Here is a 13,871-nt window from a genome sequence, read left to right as displayed (position 1 = left end):
CCCGTGCGCCCATCGCACATGCACCCCTTATGCACCCCCCCCAGCGCATGGATTGTGCAACTTCCCTCTTTCCGCCATATCCCTGCCGCGTTAACCCCTCTGCACGGTGGGTCTGCTAGGCCCCCATCGGCAAAAAAGGACCAGAGAGATGCACGATATCCGCACCATCCGTGACAACCCCGCCGGCTTCGATGCCGCCATGGCGCGGCGCGGGATCTCTTCGGCCTCCGCCCCGATCCTCGCGCTCGACGAGGCCCGCCGCGCCGCCATCACCGCCGCCGAGGCCGCGCTCGCCGAGCGCAACGCCGCCTCCAAGCAGGTCGGCGCCGCCAAGGCTGCAGGCGATGATGCCGAGTTCGAGCGGCTCCGCGCCCTCGTCGCTGAAAAGAAAGCGGAAATCGCCAAGCTGGAGGAGGACTCCAAGGCCAAGGACGCAGAGCTGCGCGACATGCTCCTCGGCCTGCCCAACATCCTGCAGGACGACATCCCCGATGGCGCCGACGAGAATGACAACGTCGAGCTGCACCGCTGGGGCACCCGCCCGCAATTCTCCTTCACGCCGGTCGAGCACTACGAACTCCCCGGCGCGAAGGAAGCGATGGATTTCGAAACCGCCGCCAAGCTGGCAGGCTCCCGCTTCGTGCTGATGTCCGCCGGCATCGCCCGCATCCACCGCGCGCTCGCCCAGTTCATGCTCGATCTGCACACCACCAAGCACGGCCTCACCGAGGTGAACGGCCCCGTGCTGGTGCGCGAAGAGATGATGTATGGCACCAACCAGCTGCCAAAATTCGGCGAAGACAGCTACCAGACCCGCGAAGGCTGGTGGCTCATTCCCACCTCCGAGGTGACGCTGACCAACATCGTCAACGATTGCATCATCGCCGAAGATTACCTGCCCCGCCGCTACACCGCCCACTCCCTCTGCTTCCGCTCCGAGGCGGGCAGCGCCGGGCGCGACACGGCAGGCATGCTGCGCCAGCACCAGTTCGAGAAGGTCGAGATGGTGTCGATCGTGCACCCCGATCACAGCGCAGAAGAGCACGCAAGGATGACCAAATGCGCCGAGGCCGTGCTGGAAGCCCTTGAATTGCCGTACAGAACCGTGGTGCTCTGCTCGGGTGACACGGGCTTCGGGGCGCAGCGCACCCACGATATCGAGGTCTGGCTGCCAGGCCAGAACGCCTACCGCGAAATCTCTTCCGTCTCCAACTGCGGCGCCTTCCAGGCCCGCCGGATGAACGCCCGTTTCCGCCCCGAGGGCGGCGGCAAGCCCGAGTTCGTCCACACCCTCAACGGCTCCGGCCTCGCCGTGGGCCGCGCGCTCATCGCGGTGCTGGAGAACGGCCAGCAGGCGGACGGCTCTGTCACCCTGCCCGACGCGCTCCTGCCCTACACCGGCGGCCTCGGCACCCTCACGCCCGAGGGCACCCTCGCCTGATCCCCTTGCTCCCCTGAGGCCCGCGGCCTACATCTTGGGGGAGCAATTGAAGGAGCCCAAATGGCCATCGACGCGCAGGACATCGAAAACCTCATCCGCGAAGCCTTCCCGAACGCGCAGGTGACCGTTCAGGGCGATGACGGCCAGCACTTTGCCGCAGAGGTGGTGGATGAAAGCTTTCGCGGCCAGAACCGTGTGCAACAGCAACGCGCCGTCTATGCCGCGCTGAAGGGCAAGATGGACGGCCCGGCGGGCGAGCTGCACGCGCTGGCGCTCACCACACGGGCACCCTAGGCCGATATGGACCCGGCCCTGATCCTCTTCGTGGGGTTCCTCGTCGGGGTCGCCGTGCTGCGTGCCAGCTTTTCCGCACGCAAGAAATACAAGATCAACCCCGATCCCGAGCCGGACGAACCCGAAGCCCCGCCGGAACCCGCCCAAAAACGCCGCGCCAGCTACGGCGCCGCCCGCTCCAGAACGCGCAACAAGTTGAAATGAAGGGATAGTTTCATCGAACTCGCCCCTATCATCTCGATCGTTTTCGCCATCGTAGTCATCGCCGCAGTCGCCGAGATCATCTGGAAATCACGCAAGGGCCGCCGCTCGCTTTCGAGCCACCGCCCCGATGCCCGCAAGGTCAACATGCTGGCCCCTAACCCACACAACAACACTCACCGCATCGAAAGCACGCATCTCGCCCGAGCATCACAACAAGCCGAGGCGGAAGACGCTCGCCACCGCCGCAACGCCAAAGCCCGCGAAGAGGCCGACGCCAAGGCCGAGCGCGCCCGCCGCCTTCGCCCGTGGGATAACCACTGAACCGGCTGGAAATCCCGTGGCAACGGCTCTATCTGTAGCCCGAAACACACCGCCCGAAAGGCCGCGCAGGCTGAAGGAGACAGAAATGTCCGCACAAGATCAGATCGCCGAAACCAACAAAGCCAACGATGTCGTGCTCTACATGAAGGGTACCAAGGAGATGCCGCAGTGCGGGTTTTCCTCCCGCGTGGCGGGGGTGCTCAACTTCATGGGCGTCGACTTCAAGGATGTGAACGTGCTGGCCGACGAGGAGATCCGTCAGGGTATCAAGGACTTCTCCGACTGGCCGACCATCCCCCAGCTCTACGTCAAGGGCGAGTTCGTGGGCGGCTGCGATATCATCACCGAGATGACTCTCTCGGGCGAGCTGGATACGCTGCTGGAGCAGAACGGCGTTACCTATGACAAGGCCGCCGCCGACAAGATCCGCGAAGCCAACGCCTGATTATCATTTCAGGCCAGCACCTTACGGCCCGAAGTTACATCCGCCATTCCGGCGTCGCCGCCATCCGCATGAGCCGGAAGCGGCGGCGAAACTCGCTCATCCCCAGCGCGCCCTGCGCGACCAGCCCTGGCGCGCTGAAGACTTTTCGCAAGAGCACCGGGGCCATCGCGCCCGTCAGCATCGGGGCCGAGGCTGCCGCCGCCAGTTTCCCGCGCCACTCCGCACCTGACGTCATCGCCGCAAGCCCCTGTTCGGCCAGCGCTTTCACGGCCTCGGGCCGCCCGTCCACCAGCGGATAGCGGCCCCTGCTTTCCAGCTCCGGCACCGCCTGAAAATACCGCGCGAGCGCCGCGCCCTGGCCCCAGCCGCGCAAGCCCGCTTCGGCCTCCGGCCGCGCGCCAAGCGCCGAAGCCGCCGCCCAGACCAGCCCGCCGCCGGTCGCATCCAGATAGGCCCAAAAGGCCGCCTCATCGGCAAAGGGCTCCCGCCCGATGTCCCACTCCCGCGCCTCCACGCAGGCCATCAGCGGGGCCACCGGCACCCCCTCGGCCACAGCTTCCGCCAGGGGCGCGGCCACCTCATGCGCCCGCGCCTTCCCGGCCTCCGCCTCTTCCAGCACATCGCGCCAGAATTGCAGCCGCATCTGCGCGATCATCGACTCCTCACTGGCCCATGGCGCGCGCGCCACTTCCAACGCAAAGGCCTGAACAGGAAAGAGAATCCGACGCGCCTCCACTGGCGCAGCCATCACCGCGGCAAAGGTTTCGCGCCCGGAACGGGCCACCAGATCGGCGCAGGCTTGCAGCGTCATGCCAGCCGCGCCACGACCAGCTGATAGCCGGTCTCCCGCTTCACCCGGCCCCAGAGCGCCGCTTCCTGCTCCATCGCCGCCATCACCTTTTCCATCTCCGCGCTCGCGCCCGCCGCCCGCCGCCGGGCGATTTCCTCTTTCAACGGGGTATAAAGCGCCGCCCATGCCGCATTGGTCAGCGGCCGGTCGGCGATCAGCTCATAGCCCGCCTCGGCCACCTCCGCGCGCAGCTCCGCCTCGCTCGGCACCGGCACATCCATCCAGAAAGCCCGCGCCTCGGGCGACGGCGCCTTGAAATAGACAGGCGCCGAAAACGCCACCACGCCGCCCGGCGAAAGTGCCTCACGAAAGCCGCGCAACCCCTTGACCGTGCCCAGAAAATAGATCGCCCCCGCGCACCAGATAAAGTCGAACGGCGCTTCGTACAGCGCCTCCAGCGCGGCGAGGTCTCCCTCGCCCACCCGCACACGCGCCGCGCCTGCCAGACGTGCCTCGGCGGCCTTCAGCAGCCCCGCGTCCTTGTCACAGGCCACCACCTGCGCCCTTGGCATCACCGCCAGCAGCGCCTCGGTGTCGCCGCCATTGCCGCAGCCCGCATCGCACACTGCGCGCGCGCCCTCGGCCCCGGCCTGTGCCACCGCCCAGGCCACATCCTTCGCCAGCCCCGGCCCCTGCCGTGGCACGCTTGCAAAGAGGTCGATGAAGGCGCTCACTCGCCCACCTTCCGCAGCTCCGCCCCTGTCTGCACCAGCTTCCAGGTCACCGCGTCGATCAGCGCGCCAAAGCTCGCATCCACGATGTTGGCGCTCACGCCCACCGTGCTCCAGCGCCGCCCGGCGTCGTCCTCGCTGTCGATGATCACCCGCGTCACCGCCTCGGTGCCGCCGTTGGTGATGCGCACCTTGAAGTCCACCAGCCGCATCCCCTCCAGCCGCCCGGCATAGGGGCCGAGGTCGGCGATCAGCGCGTTCCACAGCGCATGCACCGGCCCGGCATCCTGCAACTCCTCGGGATGCTCGTTCTTGAAGTAGTTGGTCGTCAGCCCGCCGCCCGGCAGGCTCACCGCCACCACCGCCTCGCTCTCCACCACGATCTGCCCCTTGGCATTGCGGCGGCGCTCCGAGATCACGCGGTAGCGTTCCACGTCGAAGAACTCGGGCAAGAGCCCCAGCTCGCGGCGCGCGAGGATTTCAAAGCTCGCCTGCGCCGTGTCATAGGAAAAGCCCTGGCTTTCCCGCTCCTTGATGGTGTTCAGGATCGCCGCCAGCTGCGCCTTCTCCGCCTCCAGCCCGGCCTCGCCCAGCCGCCGCTTGAGGTTCGAGGTGCCCGCCTGGTTGCTCATCGGGATCACCCGCGCATTGCCCACCAGCTCCGGCTCGATGTGCTCATAGGTCGCCGGGTTCTTCAGGATCGCAGAGGCGTGCAGCCCCGCCTTATGCGCAAAGGCCGAGGCGCCGACAAAGGGCGCGGCCCGCATCGGCACCCGGTTCAGGATGTCATCCAGCTTGCGCGAAATCAGCGTCATCCGCGCAAGGCTCTCGGCACTCACGCCTGTCTGGTAGAGGCTCCGGTAAGGCGCCTTCAGCAGCAGGATCGGGATCAGCGTCGTCAGGCTCGCATTGCCGCAGCGCTCGCCGAGCCCGTTCAACGTGCCCTGAATCTGCCGCGCCCCCGCATCCACCGCCGCAAGGCTGCCCGCCACCGCATTGCCCGTGTCGTTATGGGTGTGGATGCCCAGATGGTCGCCCGGTATCCCGCCGTCGATCACCGCCTTCACGATCTCGTAGATCTCTCCCGGGAGCGTGCCCCCGTTGGTGTCGCACAGCACCACCCAGCGCGCGCCGGCCTCGAGCGCGGCTTTCAGGCACTCCAGCGCATAGCCGGGGTTGGCCTTGTAGCCGTCGAAGAAATGCTCGGCATCAAAAAGCGCCTCGCGCCCCTGCGCGACCAGATGGGCCACCGAAGCACGGATGTTCTCCACGTTCTCCTCAAGCGAAATCTCCAGCGCATCGGTGACGTGGAAATCATGGGTCTTGCCCACAAGGCAAACCGAAGGCGTGCCCGCGTTGAGCACCGAAGCCAAAACCTCGTCATTCTCCGCCGACCGCCCGGCCCGCTTGGTCATCCCAAAGGCCGTGAAGGTGGCCCTGAGCTGCGGTTTCGCCTCGAAAAACGCACTGTCGGTCGGATTCGCCCCCGGCCACCCGCCCTCGATATGATCGACCCCGAGCCCATCCAGAAGCGCCGCGATCTCCTGCTTTTCCTCCAGAGAGAACTGCACCCCCTGCGTCTGCTGCCCGTCGCGGAGCGTGGTGTCATAAAGATACAGCCGCTCAGGCATGCCTGACCTCCGAACATGTAACCCCGCTCGCACGGAGCACCCGGCCGCCACCGGCGGCCAGCGCCCGTCCCGCCCCCCCACGGGGCGGGCGCTTCATTGACGTCAGGCTCAACAGTGACGGTGTTTGAAGCGGCAATGCCGCGCGCTGCTCAACCCCGCCCCGCGCGGGCCGGGCGCTGGCCTCGCTCTGCATTTCACAGGTCATGCCAGCCCCTCCAGCTTGGCTGCGTCGAACCCGGGCTTCGGCTCAAGATCAACACCTTGCTTGCTCATCTTCACCTCCACTCCGGCCTCGATCAGCGCAGCTTTCAGCGCATCGACGGCTGAGAAATCCTTGCTCTCCATGGCCTCCTCACGCAATTTCTTAAGCTTATCGGCATATTTAACGAGGTTGACCTCCGGAAGTTTGTCCCAACCGGAAGTTTCGGGTGTGAGCAATCCAAGTAGGTTTGCTGTCGCAAGAAAATCTTCCACTGAGACCGGTCCTTCTGGAGTGACCTTTTCGATCTCAATTGCTCGTGCCATCGCACGTAACCGCTGAATCGTATCGGAGGTGTTCAAATCGTCATATAGAGGCGCACTGACGATGGTATCGGCTCTTCCGGGTAAAACTCCGTCGGTAAGCTTGCGCCACTTCCTGAGCGTCGCCTCAGCCTCCTGCCGCTTCTTCTCCGTCCAATCCATCGGCTTCCGGTAATGCGTCCCGAGAAACACAAACCGGATCACCTCCCCCGGCACGCCCTGATCCAGCAAATCCCGCACGGTGAAGAAGTTGCCCAAGGACTTGGACATCTTCTTCCCCTCCACCTGCAACATCTCATTGTGCATCCAGATCCGGGCAAATTCCCCCTCGGGGTGGGCGCATTTCGACTGCGCGATCTCGTTCTCATGGTGCGGAAACATCAGGTCATTCCCGCCGCCGTGAATGTCAAAGCTCTCGCCCAAAAGCGCATCCGCCATCGCCGAGCACTCGATGTGCCAGCCGGGCCGCCCCTTGCCCCAGGGCGAGTCCCACCCCGGCTCTCCTTCCTTCGCGGGCTTCCAGAGCACGAAGTCCATCGGGTCTTCCTTGTAGGGCGCCACCTCCACCCGTGCCCCGGCGATCATGTCGTCCACCGAGCGGCCCGAGAGCGCCCCGTAAGCCTCATAGGACCGCACACGGAACAGCACATGCCCCTCCGCCGCATAGGCATGGCCGCCCGAAATCAGCCCCTCGATCATCGCCACCATCGCGCCGATCCACTCGGTCGCGCGCGGCATGTCCGTCGGCTCCAGCGCGCCCACGGCGGCCATATCCTCCAGATACCAGCGGCTCGTCTCCTCGGTGATCTGGCCGATCTCGCGGCCAGACTCCTCGGCCCGCGCGATGATCTTGTCATCCACATCGGTGAAATTGCGCACATAGTGCACGTTCTCTGCCCCATAGACATGCCGCAGCAGCCGATAGAGCACATCAAACACGATCACGGGCCGGGCATTGCCGATATGCGCCCGGTCATAGACCGTCGGCCCGCAGACATACATGCCCACCCGCCCCGGCTCGACCGGCTCCAGAAGCTCTTTCTTCCGGGTTTTCGTATTGTGCAGATAGATGTCCATGGCGGTTCCTCGGGGTTCCCCGCGGGCTTTAGCAACTTCATCTGGATGAGAAAAGAGACCGGGCCCGCGTGACGTGTGTCAGCAGGTAATGCAGCAAATGATGATCGCGGCGCGGGTCATGAGATGTCAGTAGCAGCACGCCCGTCGCCTGCCAAGCCTCTTGTGCCGTAGCCCGCCCCGGTCCAGCCTGCCTGAAAACGGAGGCTCCGATGGACAAGTTCGAAACCTACCGCGCCCTGCACAAGCCGGGCGACCCCTTCATTCTCGCCAACGTCTGGGATGTCGGCTCGGCCCGGATGCTCGCGGGCATGGGCGCCAAGGCGCTGGGGACATCCTCGGCGGCGCTCGCCTTCGTGCAGGGCAGCCGCGACATGGGGGCGATCACCCGCGACGCCGCGCTGGCCCATGCCGAAGAAATCGTGGCCGCCACCGATCTGCCGGTGCAGGGAGACTTCGAGAACGGCTTCGGCGACGATCCGGAGACCGTGGCCGAAACCGTGCGCCTCGCCGCCGAGGTCGGGCTGGCGGGCATCTGCGTGGAAGACATGAGCTACCCTGATGCCAAACCCTACCCCGCTGACCTCGCCACCGAACGGATGCGCGCCGGGGCCGCCGCCGCCCGCGCGGTGGGGCGCGACTTCTTCTTCGTCGCCCGCGCCGACGGGGTGATGAACGGGGTCTATGACATGGAAGAGGCATTGGCCCGCGTGGCAGCCTTCGACGAGGCCGGGGCCGACGGCCTCTATGTGCCTCTGCCGCCCACGATGGAAGACCTTGCGCGCGTCTGCGCCGCCACTTCGAAGCCAGTGAACGCGCTCGCCGCCGGGGCCTTCACCGCCGCGACCCTCTCGGACTTCGCAGCCGCAGGCGTGGCACGGGTCTCGCTCGGCGCAGCACTCGCCCGCACCACCCATCGGGTGATCTTCGACGCCGCCGAGGCCATGCTGAACGAGGGCGATTTCACCCCACTGGCGCAGTCGATCTCCGGCGATCAGGTGCAGGCGCTGATCGACAAGGGCACACCCGGCGGCTGAGGACGGAGTGGGGGTTTTGCACCCCCACACCCCCGCAGAGGTATTTTCAGCAAGAAAATGAACAAGAGGGCGCGATGGACAGAGCTGGGGTGAATGCGATTTGTGCGGCGTTTCCCGGCGCCGAGGTGTCGGACCCATGGGGTGGCGGGCATGACGCCTGGAAGGTGGGCGGCAAGATGTTTGCCTGCATCGGCGCGATGGGCCAGGGCGTCAGCGTAAAGACCGACAGCGTGGAGACGGCGCAGCTGGTGATCGAGGCTGGACACGGCATCAAGGCGCCCTATTTCCACCGCAGCTGGGTGCTTCTGCCCTGGGGCCTGGTCGAGGACGCCGAGGTGGAAGAGCGGCTGCGCAGCAGCTACGCGCTCATCCGCGCCGGGCTGACCAAGAAGGCCCAGGCCGCGCTCGCGCCCTTCACGCCCTGAAAATTCTTGCCAGACGCCGGGGATCATGGCCAAATCCGCGCCATGACTTTTCAGCTCCGCGTTTTCCGCCCCGCCCATTTCCTCCTGGCTGTTCTGGCCCTTCTTCTCCTGCCCGCCGCCGCGATGGCCCAGAGCTACCCGGAGTTGCCCGCAAGCTACGTGCTCGATGAGGCCGGCGTGCTCTCGGACGCGCAGGAGACAGAGCTGGCGGAGGCCGTGGCCAAGCTGAAAACCGACACCGGGGTGGAGCTGGCCGTCGTCACCGTCATGTCCACAGCCGACTATGGCGGGTTTGACGGGCTGGAGGCCTTTACCACCGGGCTTTTCAATGAATGGGGGCTGGGCGACGAGGAAAAGGGCGATGGCATCCTCGTCTTCCTCGCCCGCGCCGACCGTGAAGTGCGGATCGAACTGGGCACCGGGCTGGAGGCCGACTACGGCAAGGAGAGCGCCCGCATTATCGACGAGGTGATGCTGCCCGCCTTCCGCGAGGATCGCTACGGCGACGGCGTGACAGAGGGCACGCAGGCCGTCATCGCCCGCATCGCCACCCCCTATGCCACCCCGGCCTCCGCCACGGGCGGCGAACCGGCGGCGGCCAGCGGCGACGGCGCAAGCGAGGGCGGCGGCAATGGCGGCGCGATCCTGGGCGGCATCGGCGCGGCCATCGTGGCGCTGATCGGCTTTGTCGTGTTCAAGTCGAAACAGGCCAAGGCCAACCGCACCTGCGAGGCCTGCGGTGCCAAGGGGCAGGTCGAGATCAAGCGCCGCACGGTGCAGGACTCCACCGAAACCTCCACCGGGGTGGGCGAGCAGATCACCACCTGCGGCGCCTGCGGCCACAGTTCCACCGAGCGCTACACGATCTCGAAGAAGAGCAAATCCTCCTCCGGGGCCAAGACCGGCGGCGGCAAATCCGAAGGCGGCGGGGCCTCGGGCAAGTTCTAGACCCGGGCGCGCACCGGCCCTCACAAACACGTCACGCGCTGTTACAGCCGGTTGTCGCAGGGCCGGGGGCGGGCCATAACCCCCTGAAACCATGGGGATGGCCACCGTATGCTCGACGGCGTCGCGCGCAAACTGATCGACCCGCCGCTCAACCGGGCAGGCACGGCGCTGGCCGCGCGAGGCTGGCAGGCCGATCACGTGACGCTCGCCGGGCTCGCCCTGGGCCTCGCAGCTGCCGTGCTGATCTGGGCGGGCTGGCCCTTCCTCGCGCTGATCCCCCTGCTCGCCTCCCGCATTGCCGACGGGCTCGATGGCGCCGTTGCCCGCGCCACCCAAAAGACCGACTTCGGCGGCTACCTCGACATCTGCGCCGATTTCGCCTTCTACGCCGCCGTGCCGCTCGCCTTCGTGCTGGCCGACCCCGCGACAAATGGCGCGGCCGGGGCCTTCCTGCTCTCCAGCTTCTACATCAATGGCTCCACCTTCCTCGGCTACGCCGTTCTGGCCGAACGCGCCAAGATGCAAACCACCTCACGCGGCGCCAAAACGCTCTATTTCACCGGCGGCCTGCTGGAAGGCACCGAAACCATCCTGTTCTTCTGCGCCCTCTGCATCCTTCCGCACCTGTTCAACCCGCTGGCCTGGGCCTTCGGCGGCCTCTGCCTCGTTACCGCCATCAGCCGGGTGCTCCTCGCCCGCCACACCTTCTCAGGGAAAGACACCGCATGAAATACGCCCTCGCCTTCACTGCCCTGCTGGCCACACCCGCCCTCGCCGGGCCGGACCCGGAAAGCCTCTCCGACGGGCTCGCGCCGGGCGAATGGCAGGCCGTTCTGGACGCCGCCGAGGGCCAGACCGTCTATTGGAACGCCTGGGGCGGCTCCACCACCACCAATGCCTTCATCGCCTGGGTCGGGGACCGGGTGAAGGAGGAGTATGGCGTGACACTGGAGCATGTGAAGCTCTCGGACACCGCCGATGCCGTCTCCCGCGTGCTGTCCGAGCAGCAGGCCGGGCAAGACACAGAGGGCGCGGTGGATCTCATCTGGATCAATGGCCCCAATTTCGCCTCGATGAAAGGCCAGGATCTGCTCTTCGGCCCCTTCGCCGAGAGCCTGCCGAACTGGCAGTATGTGGATGTTGAAAACAAGGACGTGCAGACGGACTTCACCCTGCCCGTCGAAGGCTACGAGGCCCCCTGGGCCATGGCGCAGGTGGTCTTCATCTACGACGAGGCCCGCCTGCCCGAGCCGCCCAGGTCGATGCCCGCGCTGCTAGACTGGGCCGCAGCCAACCCGGGCCGCTTCACCTTCCCGCAGCCGCCCGACTTCCTCGGCTCGACCTTCCTGAAACAGGCGCTGATCGACCTGAGCGGCGACAACCCGGCGCTGGCCAAGCCCGTCGAAGCGGCCGATTACGATGCTGTCACCTCAGACCTCTGGGCCTTCATCGACGCGCTCACCCCCAACCTCTGGCGCCAGGGCCGCGCCTACCCGCAGACCGGCCCGCGCCAGCTGCAACTCATCGCCGACGGCGAGGTCGATCTGGCGATTTCCTTCTCCCCCGGCGAGGCCTCCACCGCGATCGCCAACAACGAGCTGCCGCCCACGGCGCGCACCTATGTGCTCGAGGGCGGCACCATCGGCAATGCCAGCTTCGTGGCGATCCCCTACAACTCCTCGGTGAAGTCGGGCGCGATGGTCGTGGCCAACTTCCTGATGTCGCCCGAGGCACAGGTGCGGGCACAAGATCCGGAGGTGCTGGGCTATGGCACCGTGCTCTCGATGGACAAGCTCTCCGAAGACGACCGCGCCGCCTTCGAGGCGCTCGATCTCGGCGTGGCCACCCTCTCCCCCGCCGAACTCGGCAAGGCCCTGCCAGAGCCACACCCCTCCTGGATGACGCGCCTCACCGAGGACTGGATCGCCAGGCACGGCGTGAAAGAGTGAAACCGAGCCGCTCTTCGGCCCCTTCGGTCCTCATCGCAGCTGCGAAGAGCGGCCGAAGGCCCCGATGAGCCGCCCCGCGCCGATGCCACTGCCCCGCGCCACCCTGCCCGCGCTCACCGTCGCGCTGCTGACCCTCCCCGTGGGGCTGGGGCTGTTCTTCACGCTCGCGCCCGCGCTCGGCTACATGGGCACGGGCGAAGCCCCCTTCATGCGGCTGGCCGACTGGCCCGGCATCGGCCCGGCCACCCGCCTCTCGCTCTCCACCGGCTTCGCCGCCACCGCCCTCTCGCTCGCCATCACCGCCCTGATTGCCGCAGGCTGGCACGGCACCCGGGCCTTCGCGCTGCTGCATCGCCTGCTCTCGCCGCTGCTCTCGGTGCCCCATGCTGCGGCGGCCTTCGGCCTCGCCTTACTCATCGCACCCTCCGGCTGGCTCGCCCGCGCGCTCTCGCCCTGGCTCACCGGCTGGAGCACTCCGCCCGACCTGCTCATCGTGCAGGATAGCGCCGGACTTGCGCTCATCGCCGGGCTGACCGCAAAGGAGGTGCCCTTCCTGCTGCTGATGCTCCTCGCCGCCCGCAGCCAGACCCGCTCCGAGGCACACGCCCGCGTGGCCACCACCCTTGGCTACGCCCGCGCCGTCGGCTGGTTGCTCACCGCCTTCCCGGCGCTTTACGCCCAGATCCGCCTGCCGGTCTACGTGGTGCTGGCCTATTCCATGTCGGTCGTCGACGTGGCGATGATCCTCGGCCCCAACACGCCGCCCACGCTCTCGGTGCAGATCACCCGCTGGATGGCCGACCCGGACCTCACCCTGCGCGGGGTCGCAGCCGCAGGCGCGCTCTGGCAGCTTGCGCTGGTGCTGGCCGCGCTCGCGGGCTGGCGCGGGCTGGAAGCGCTCACCGCCCGCGCGGGCACCGCACTCGCCATGTCGGGCCGCCGCCTGCACGGGCTGAACACCGCCCTGCGCGCCCTCGGCCTCGCCCTCGGCCTCGCCGTCGCGCTCTCGGTGCTGGCGGGCCTCGCCTCCCAGGTGCTCTGGTCCGTCGCGGGCTACTGGGGCTTCCCCGACGCCCTGCCCGATGACCTGAGCCTGCGCACATGGGCACGCCACGGCCCCATGCTGGCCCCCGTCGCCCTGACCACCCTGCTCATCGCGGGCCTTGCCGCGCTCTTCGCCCTGGCCCTGGTCACCGGCTGTCTCGAAGCCGAGGCGCGCCACGGCTTCCGCATGGGCGCGGGCGGCCGCCTCATCCTCTACCTGCCGCTGCTGATCCCCCAAATCGCCTTCCTCCCCGGCCTGCAGATCCTGATGCTCACGCTGGGCCTGCGCGAGGGCCTCTGGCCGGTGCTGCTCTCTCACCTCACCTTCGTGATTCCCTATACACTCATCGCCCTCTCCGGCCCTTTCCACGCCGTCGACAGCCGCTATTTCACCGCCGCCGCCAGCCTGGGCGCGGCGCCGAACCGCCGGTTCTGGCGCCTGCGCCTGCCGCTGCTGCTGGCCCCGCTCCTCACCGCCTTCGCCGTGGGCTTCGCCGTCTCGGTCGGGCAATATCTGCCCACGCTCCTGCTCGGCGGCGGGCGGGTGACGACCCTCACCACCGAGGCCGTCGCGCTCACCTCCGGCGGCGACCGGCGCGCCATCGGCGCCTACGCCCTGGCGCAAACCGCTGCCGCCCTGCTGCCCTTCGCCCTCGCGCTGGCCCTCCCGCGCCTCCTGTTCGCCAACCGGAAAGGGATGCGCGGTGGATAACGGCCTCACACTCGACAAGCTGGAGGTGCTCCTCAATGGCACCTGCCTCCTCGGCCTCACCGCCCGCATCGCGCCCGGCGAGGTGCTCACCCTCATGGGCCCGTCCGGCGTTGGCAAATCCGCCCTGCTGGCGGCGCTCACCGGCACCCTTGCCGCCCCCCTCACCGCCGCCGGAATCGCGCAGCTCGACGGCACCGCACTCACCAGCCTGCCACCCGAGCGCCGCCGCCTCGGGATCCTGTTCCAGGAAAGCCTGCTCTTCCCCCACCTTTCGGTGGCCGGCAACCTCGCCTTCGCCCTGCC

Annotated in this window: 15 protein-coding genes; 11 read left to right on the top strand and 4 right to left on the bottom strand. The window is 67.4% G+C overall.

The window, feature by feature from the left end:
* The first annotated feature begins 148 nt into the window (after positions 1–148).
* The 4 genes from serS to grxD all read left to right on the top strand — a co-directional run bounded on the left by serS (position 149) and on the right by grxD (position 2,705).
* Positions 149–1,441 carry a serine--tRNA ligase gene (gene serS / locus DYI42_RS20655; RefSeq protein ID WP_213548569.1) on the top strand — a complete coding sequence of 431 codons (1,293 nt, stop codon included), beginning with the start codon at positions 149–151 and terminating at the stop codon, positions 1,439–1,441.
* Positions 1,442–1,501: 60 nt separating this feature from the next.
* Entirely contained in the window at positions 1,502–1,735 is a 234-nt protein-coding gene (locus tag DYI42_RS20650; protein ID WP_213548567.1) for a BolA/IbaG family iron-sulfur metabolism protein, read from the top strand.
* Between the two features lie 6 nt (positions 1,736–1,741).
* On the top strand, positions 1,742–1,939 hold the full coding sequence (locus DYI42_RS20645; protein WP_213548565.1) for a hypothetical protein: 198 nt from the start codon (positions 1,742–1,744) through the stop codon (positions 1,937–1,939).
* A gap of 406 nt (positions 1,940–2,345) precedes the next feature.
* Positions 2,346–2,705 (top strand): Grx4 family monothiol glutaredoxin, encoded by a 360-nt coding sequence (gene grxD, locus DYI42_RS20640; RefSeq protein WP_213548563.1) that lies wholly within the window; start codon positions 2,346–2,348, stop codon positions 2,703–2,705.
* 34 nt (positions 2,706–2,739) lie between these two features.
* Here the strand turns inward: grxD and DYI42_RS20635 are convergent, their stop codons facing one another.
* From DYI42_RS20635 to cysS, 4 genes are all read right to left on the bottom strand, one after another.
* The gene (locus tag DYI42_RS20635; RefSeq protein WP_213548561.1) at positions 2,740–3,516 is read right to left on the bottom strand and encodes a squalene/phytoene synthase family protein; all 777 of its coding nucleotides are present in this window, start codon (positions 3,514–3,516) and stop codon (positions 2,740–2,742) included.
* Entirely contained in the window at positions 3,513–4,229 is a 717-nt protein-coding gene (locus DYI42_RS20630) for a class I SAM-dependent methyltransferase (RefSeq protein WP_213548559.1), read from the bottom strand. The genes DYI42_RS20635 and DYI42_RS20630 overlap by 4 nt, the downstream gene beginning before the upstream one ends.
* Positions 4,226–5,857 carry a citramalate synthase gene (gene cimA, locus DYI42_RS20625; RefSeq protein ID WP_213548557.1) on the bottom strand — a complete coding sequence of 544 codons (1,632 nt, stop codon included), beginning with the start codon at positions 5,855–5,857 and terminating at the stop codon, positions 4,226–4,228. Before cimA ends, DYI42_RS20630 begins: the two co-directional genes overlap by 4 nt.
* 201 nt (positions 5,858–6,058) lie before the next feature.
* Complete coding sequence (gene cysS, locus DYI42_RS20620; RefSeq protein WP_213548555.1) at positions 6,059–7,456, bottom strand: cysteine--tRNA ligase; 1,398 nt, start codon at positions 7,454–7,456, stop codon at positions 6,059–6,061.
* A gap of 209 nt (positions 7,457–7,665) precedes the next feature.
* Here cysS and DYI42_RS20615 point away from each other — a divergent pair, with 209 nt between their 5' ends.
* The 7 genes from DYI42_RS20615 to DYI42_RS20585 form a co-directional block, all read left to right on the top strand.
* A complete protein-coding gene (locus DYI42_RS20615; RefSeq protein WP_213548553.1) occupies positions 7,666–8,490 on the top strand; it encodes an isocitrate lyase/PEP mutase family protein in 825 nt (274 codons plus the stop codon).
* Positions 8,491–8,564: 74 nt separating this feature from the next.
* Entirely contained in the window at positions 8,565–8,915 is a 351-nt protein-coding gene (locus DYI42_RS20610; RefSeq protein WP_213548551.1) for an MmcQ/YjbR family DNA-binding protein, read from the top strand.
* 42 nt (positions 8,916–8,957) lie between these two features.
* Complete coding sequence (locus DYI42_RS20605) at positions 8,958–9,863, top strand: TPM domain-containing protein (RefSeq protein WP_213548549.1); 906 nt, start codon at positions 8,958–8,960, stop codon at positions 9,861–9,863.
* Between the two features lie 108 nt (positions 9,864–9,971).
* Complete coding sequence (locus tag DYI42_RS20600) at positions 9,972–10,592, top strand: CDP-alcohol phosphatidyltransferase family protein (protein WP_213548547.1); 621 nt, start codon at positions 9,972–9,974, stop codon at positions 10,590–10,592.
* Positions 10,589–11,812, top strand: a complete 1,224-nt coding sequence (locus DYI42_RS20595; RefSeq protein WP_213548546.1) for an ABC transporter substrate-binding protein — start codon at positions 10,589–10,591, stop codon at positions 11,810–11,812. The genes DYI42_RS20600 and DYI42_RS20595 overlap by 4 nt, the downstream gene beginning before the upstream one ends.
* Positions 11,813–11,876: 64 nt before the next feature.
* The gene (locus DYI42_RS20590; protein WP_244868059.1) at positions 11,877–13,568 is read left to right on the top strand and encodes an ABC transporter permease; all 1,692 of its coding nucleotides are present in this window, start codon (positions 11,877–11,879) and stop codon (positions 13,566–13,568) included.
* On the top strand, positions 13,561–13,871 hold a 311-nt coding region (locus DYI42_RS20585), incomplete at its 3' end, for an ATP-binding cassette domain-containing protein (RefSeq protein ID WP_213548545.1). The genes DYI42_RS20590 and DYI42_RS20585, both read left to right, overlap by 8 nt.

This window comes from Vannielia litorea, assembly GCF_018424695.1.
GTDB classification, from domain to species: Bacteria; Pseudomonadota; Alphaproteobacteria; order Rhodobacterales; family Rhodobacteraceae; genus Vannielia; species Vannielia litorea_A.
Note: the sequence above shows the minus strand (reverse complement) of the source record. Positions and strands in the feature narration are given on the sequence as shown.

What these genes read in the sequence shown, in the direction of transcription:
- grxD (WP_213548563.1), top strand. Translation starts at nt 2,346, where the DNA reads ATGTCCGCACAAGATCAGATCGCCGAAACCAACAAAGCCAACGATGTC.
- DYI42_RS20600 (WP_213548547.1), top strand. Translation starts at nt 9,972, where the DNA reads ATGCTCGACGGCGTCGCGCGCAAACTGATCGACCCGCCGCTCAACCGG.
- DYI42_RS20635 (WP_213548561.1), bottom strand. Translation starts at nt 3,516, where the DNA reads ATGACGCTGCAAGCCTGCGCCGATCTGGTGGCCCGTTCCGGGCGCGAA.
- DYI42_RS20615 (WP_213548553.1), top strand. Translation starts at nt 7,666, where the DNA reads ATGGACAAGTTCGAAACCTACCGCGCCCTGCACAAGCCGGGCGACCCC.
- DYI42_RS20595 (WP_213548546.1), top strand. Translation starts at nt 10,589, where the DNA reads ATGAAATACGCCCTCGCCTTCACTGCCCTGCTGGCCACACCCGCCCTC.
- DYI42_RS20605 (WP_213548549.1), top strand. Translation starts at nt 8,958, where the DNA reads ATGACTTTTCAGCTCCGCGTTTTCCGCCCCGCCCATTTCCTCCTGGCT.
- DYI42_RS20610 (WP_213548551.1), top strand. Translation starts at nt 8,565, where the DNA reads ATGGACAGAGCTGGGGTGAATGCGATTTGTGCGGCGTTTCCCGGCGCC.
- DYI42_RS20645 (WP_213548565.1), top strand. Translation starts at nt 1,742, where the DNA reads ATGGACCCGGCCCTGATCCTCTTCGTGGGGTTCCTCGTCGGGGTCGCC.
- DYI42_RS20650 (WP_213548567.1), top strand. Translation starts at nt 1,502, where the DNA reads ATGGCCATCGACGCGCAGGACATCGAAAACCTCATCCGCGAAGCCTTC.
- cimA (WP_213548557.1), bottom strand. Translation starts at nt 5,857, where the DNA reads ATGCCTGAGCGGCTGTATCTTTATGACACCACGCTCCGCGACGGGCAG.
- cysS (WP_213548555.1), bottom strand. Translation starts at nt 7,456, where the DNA reads ATGGACATCTATCTGCACAATACGAAAACCCGGAAGAAAGAGCTTCTG.
- serS (WP_213548569.1), top strand. Translation starts at nt 149, where the DNA reads ATGCACGATATCCGCACCATCCGTGACAACCCCGCCGGCTTCGATGCC.
- DYI42_RS20590 (WP_244868059.1), top strand. Translation starts at nt 11,877, where the DNA reads ATGAGCCGCCCCGCGCCGATGCCACTGCCCCGCGCCACCCTGCCCGCG.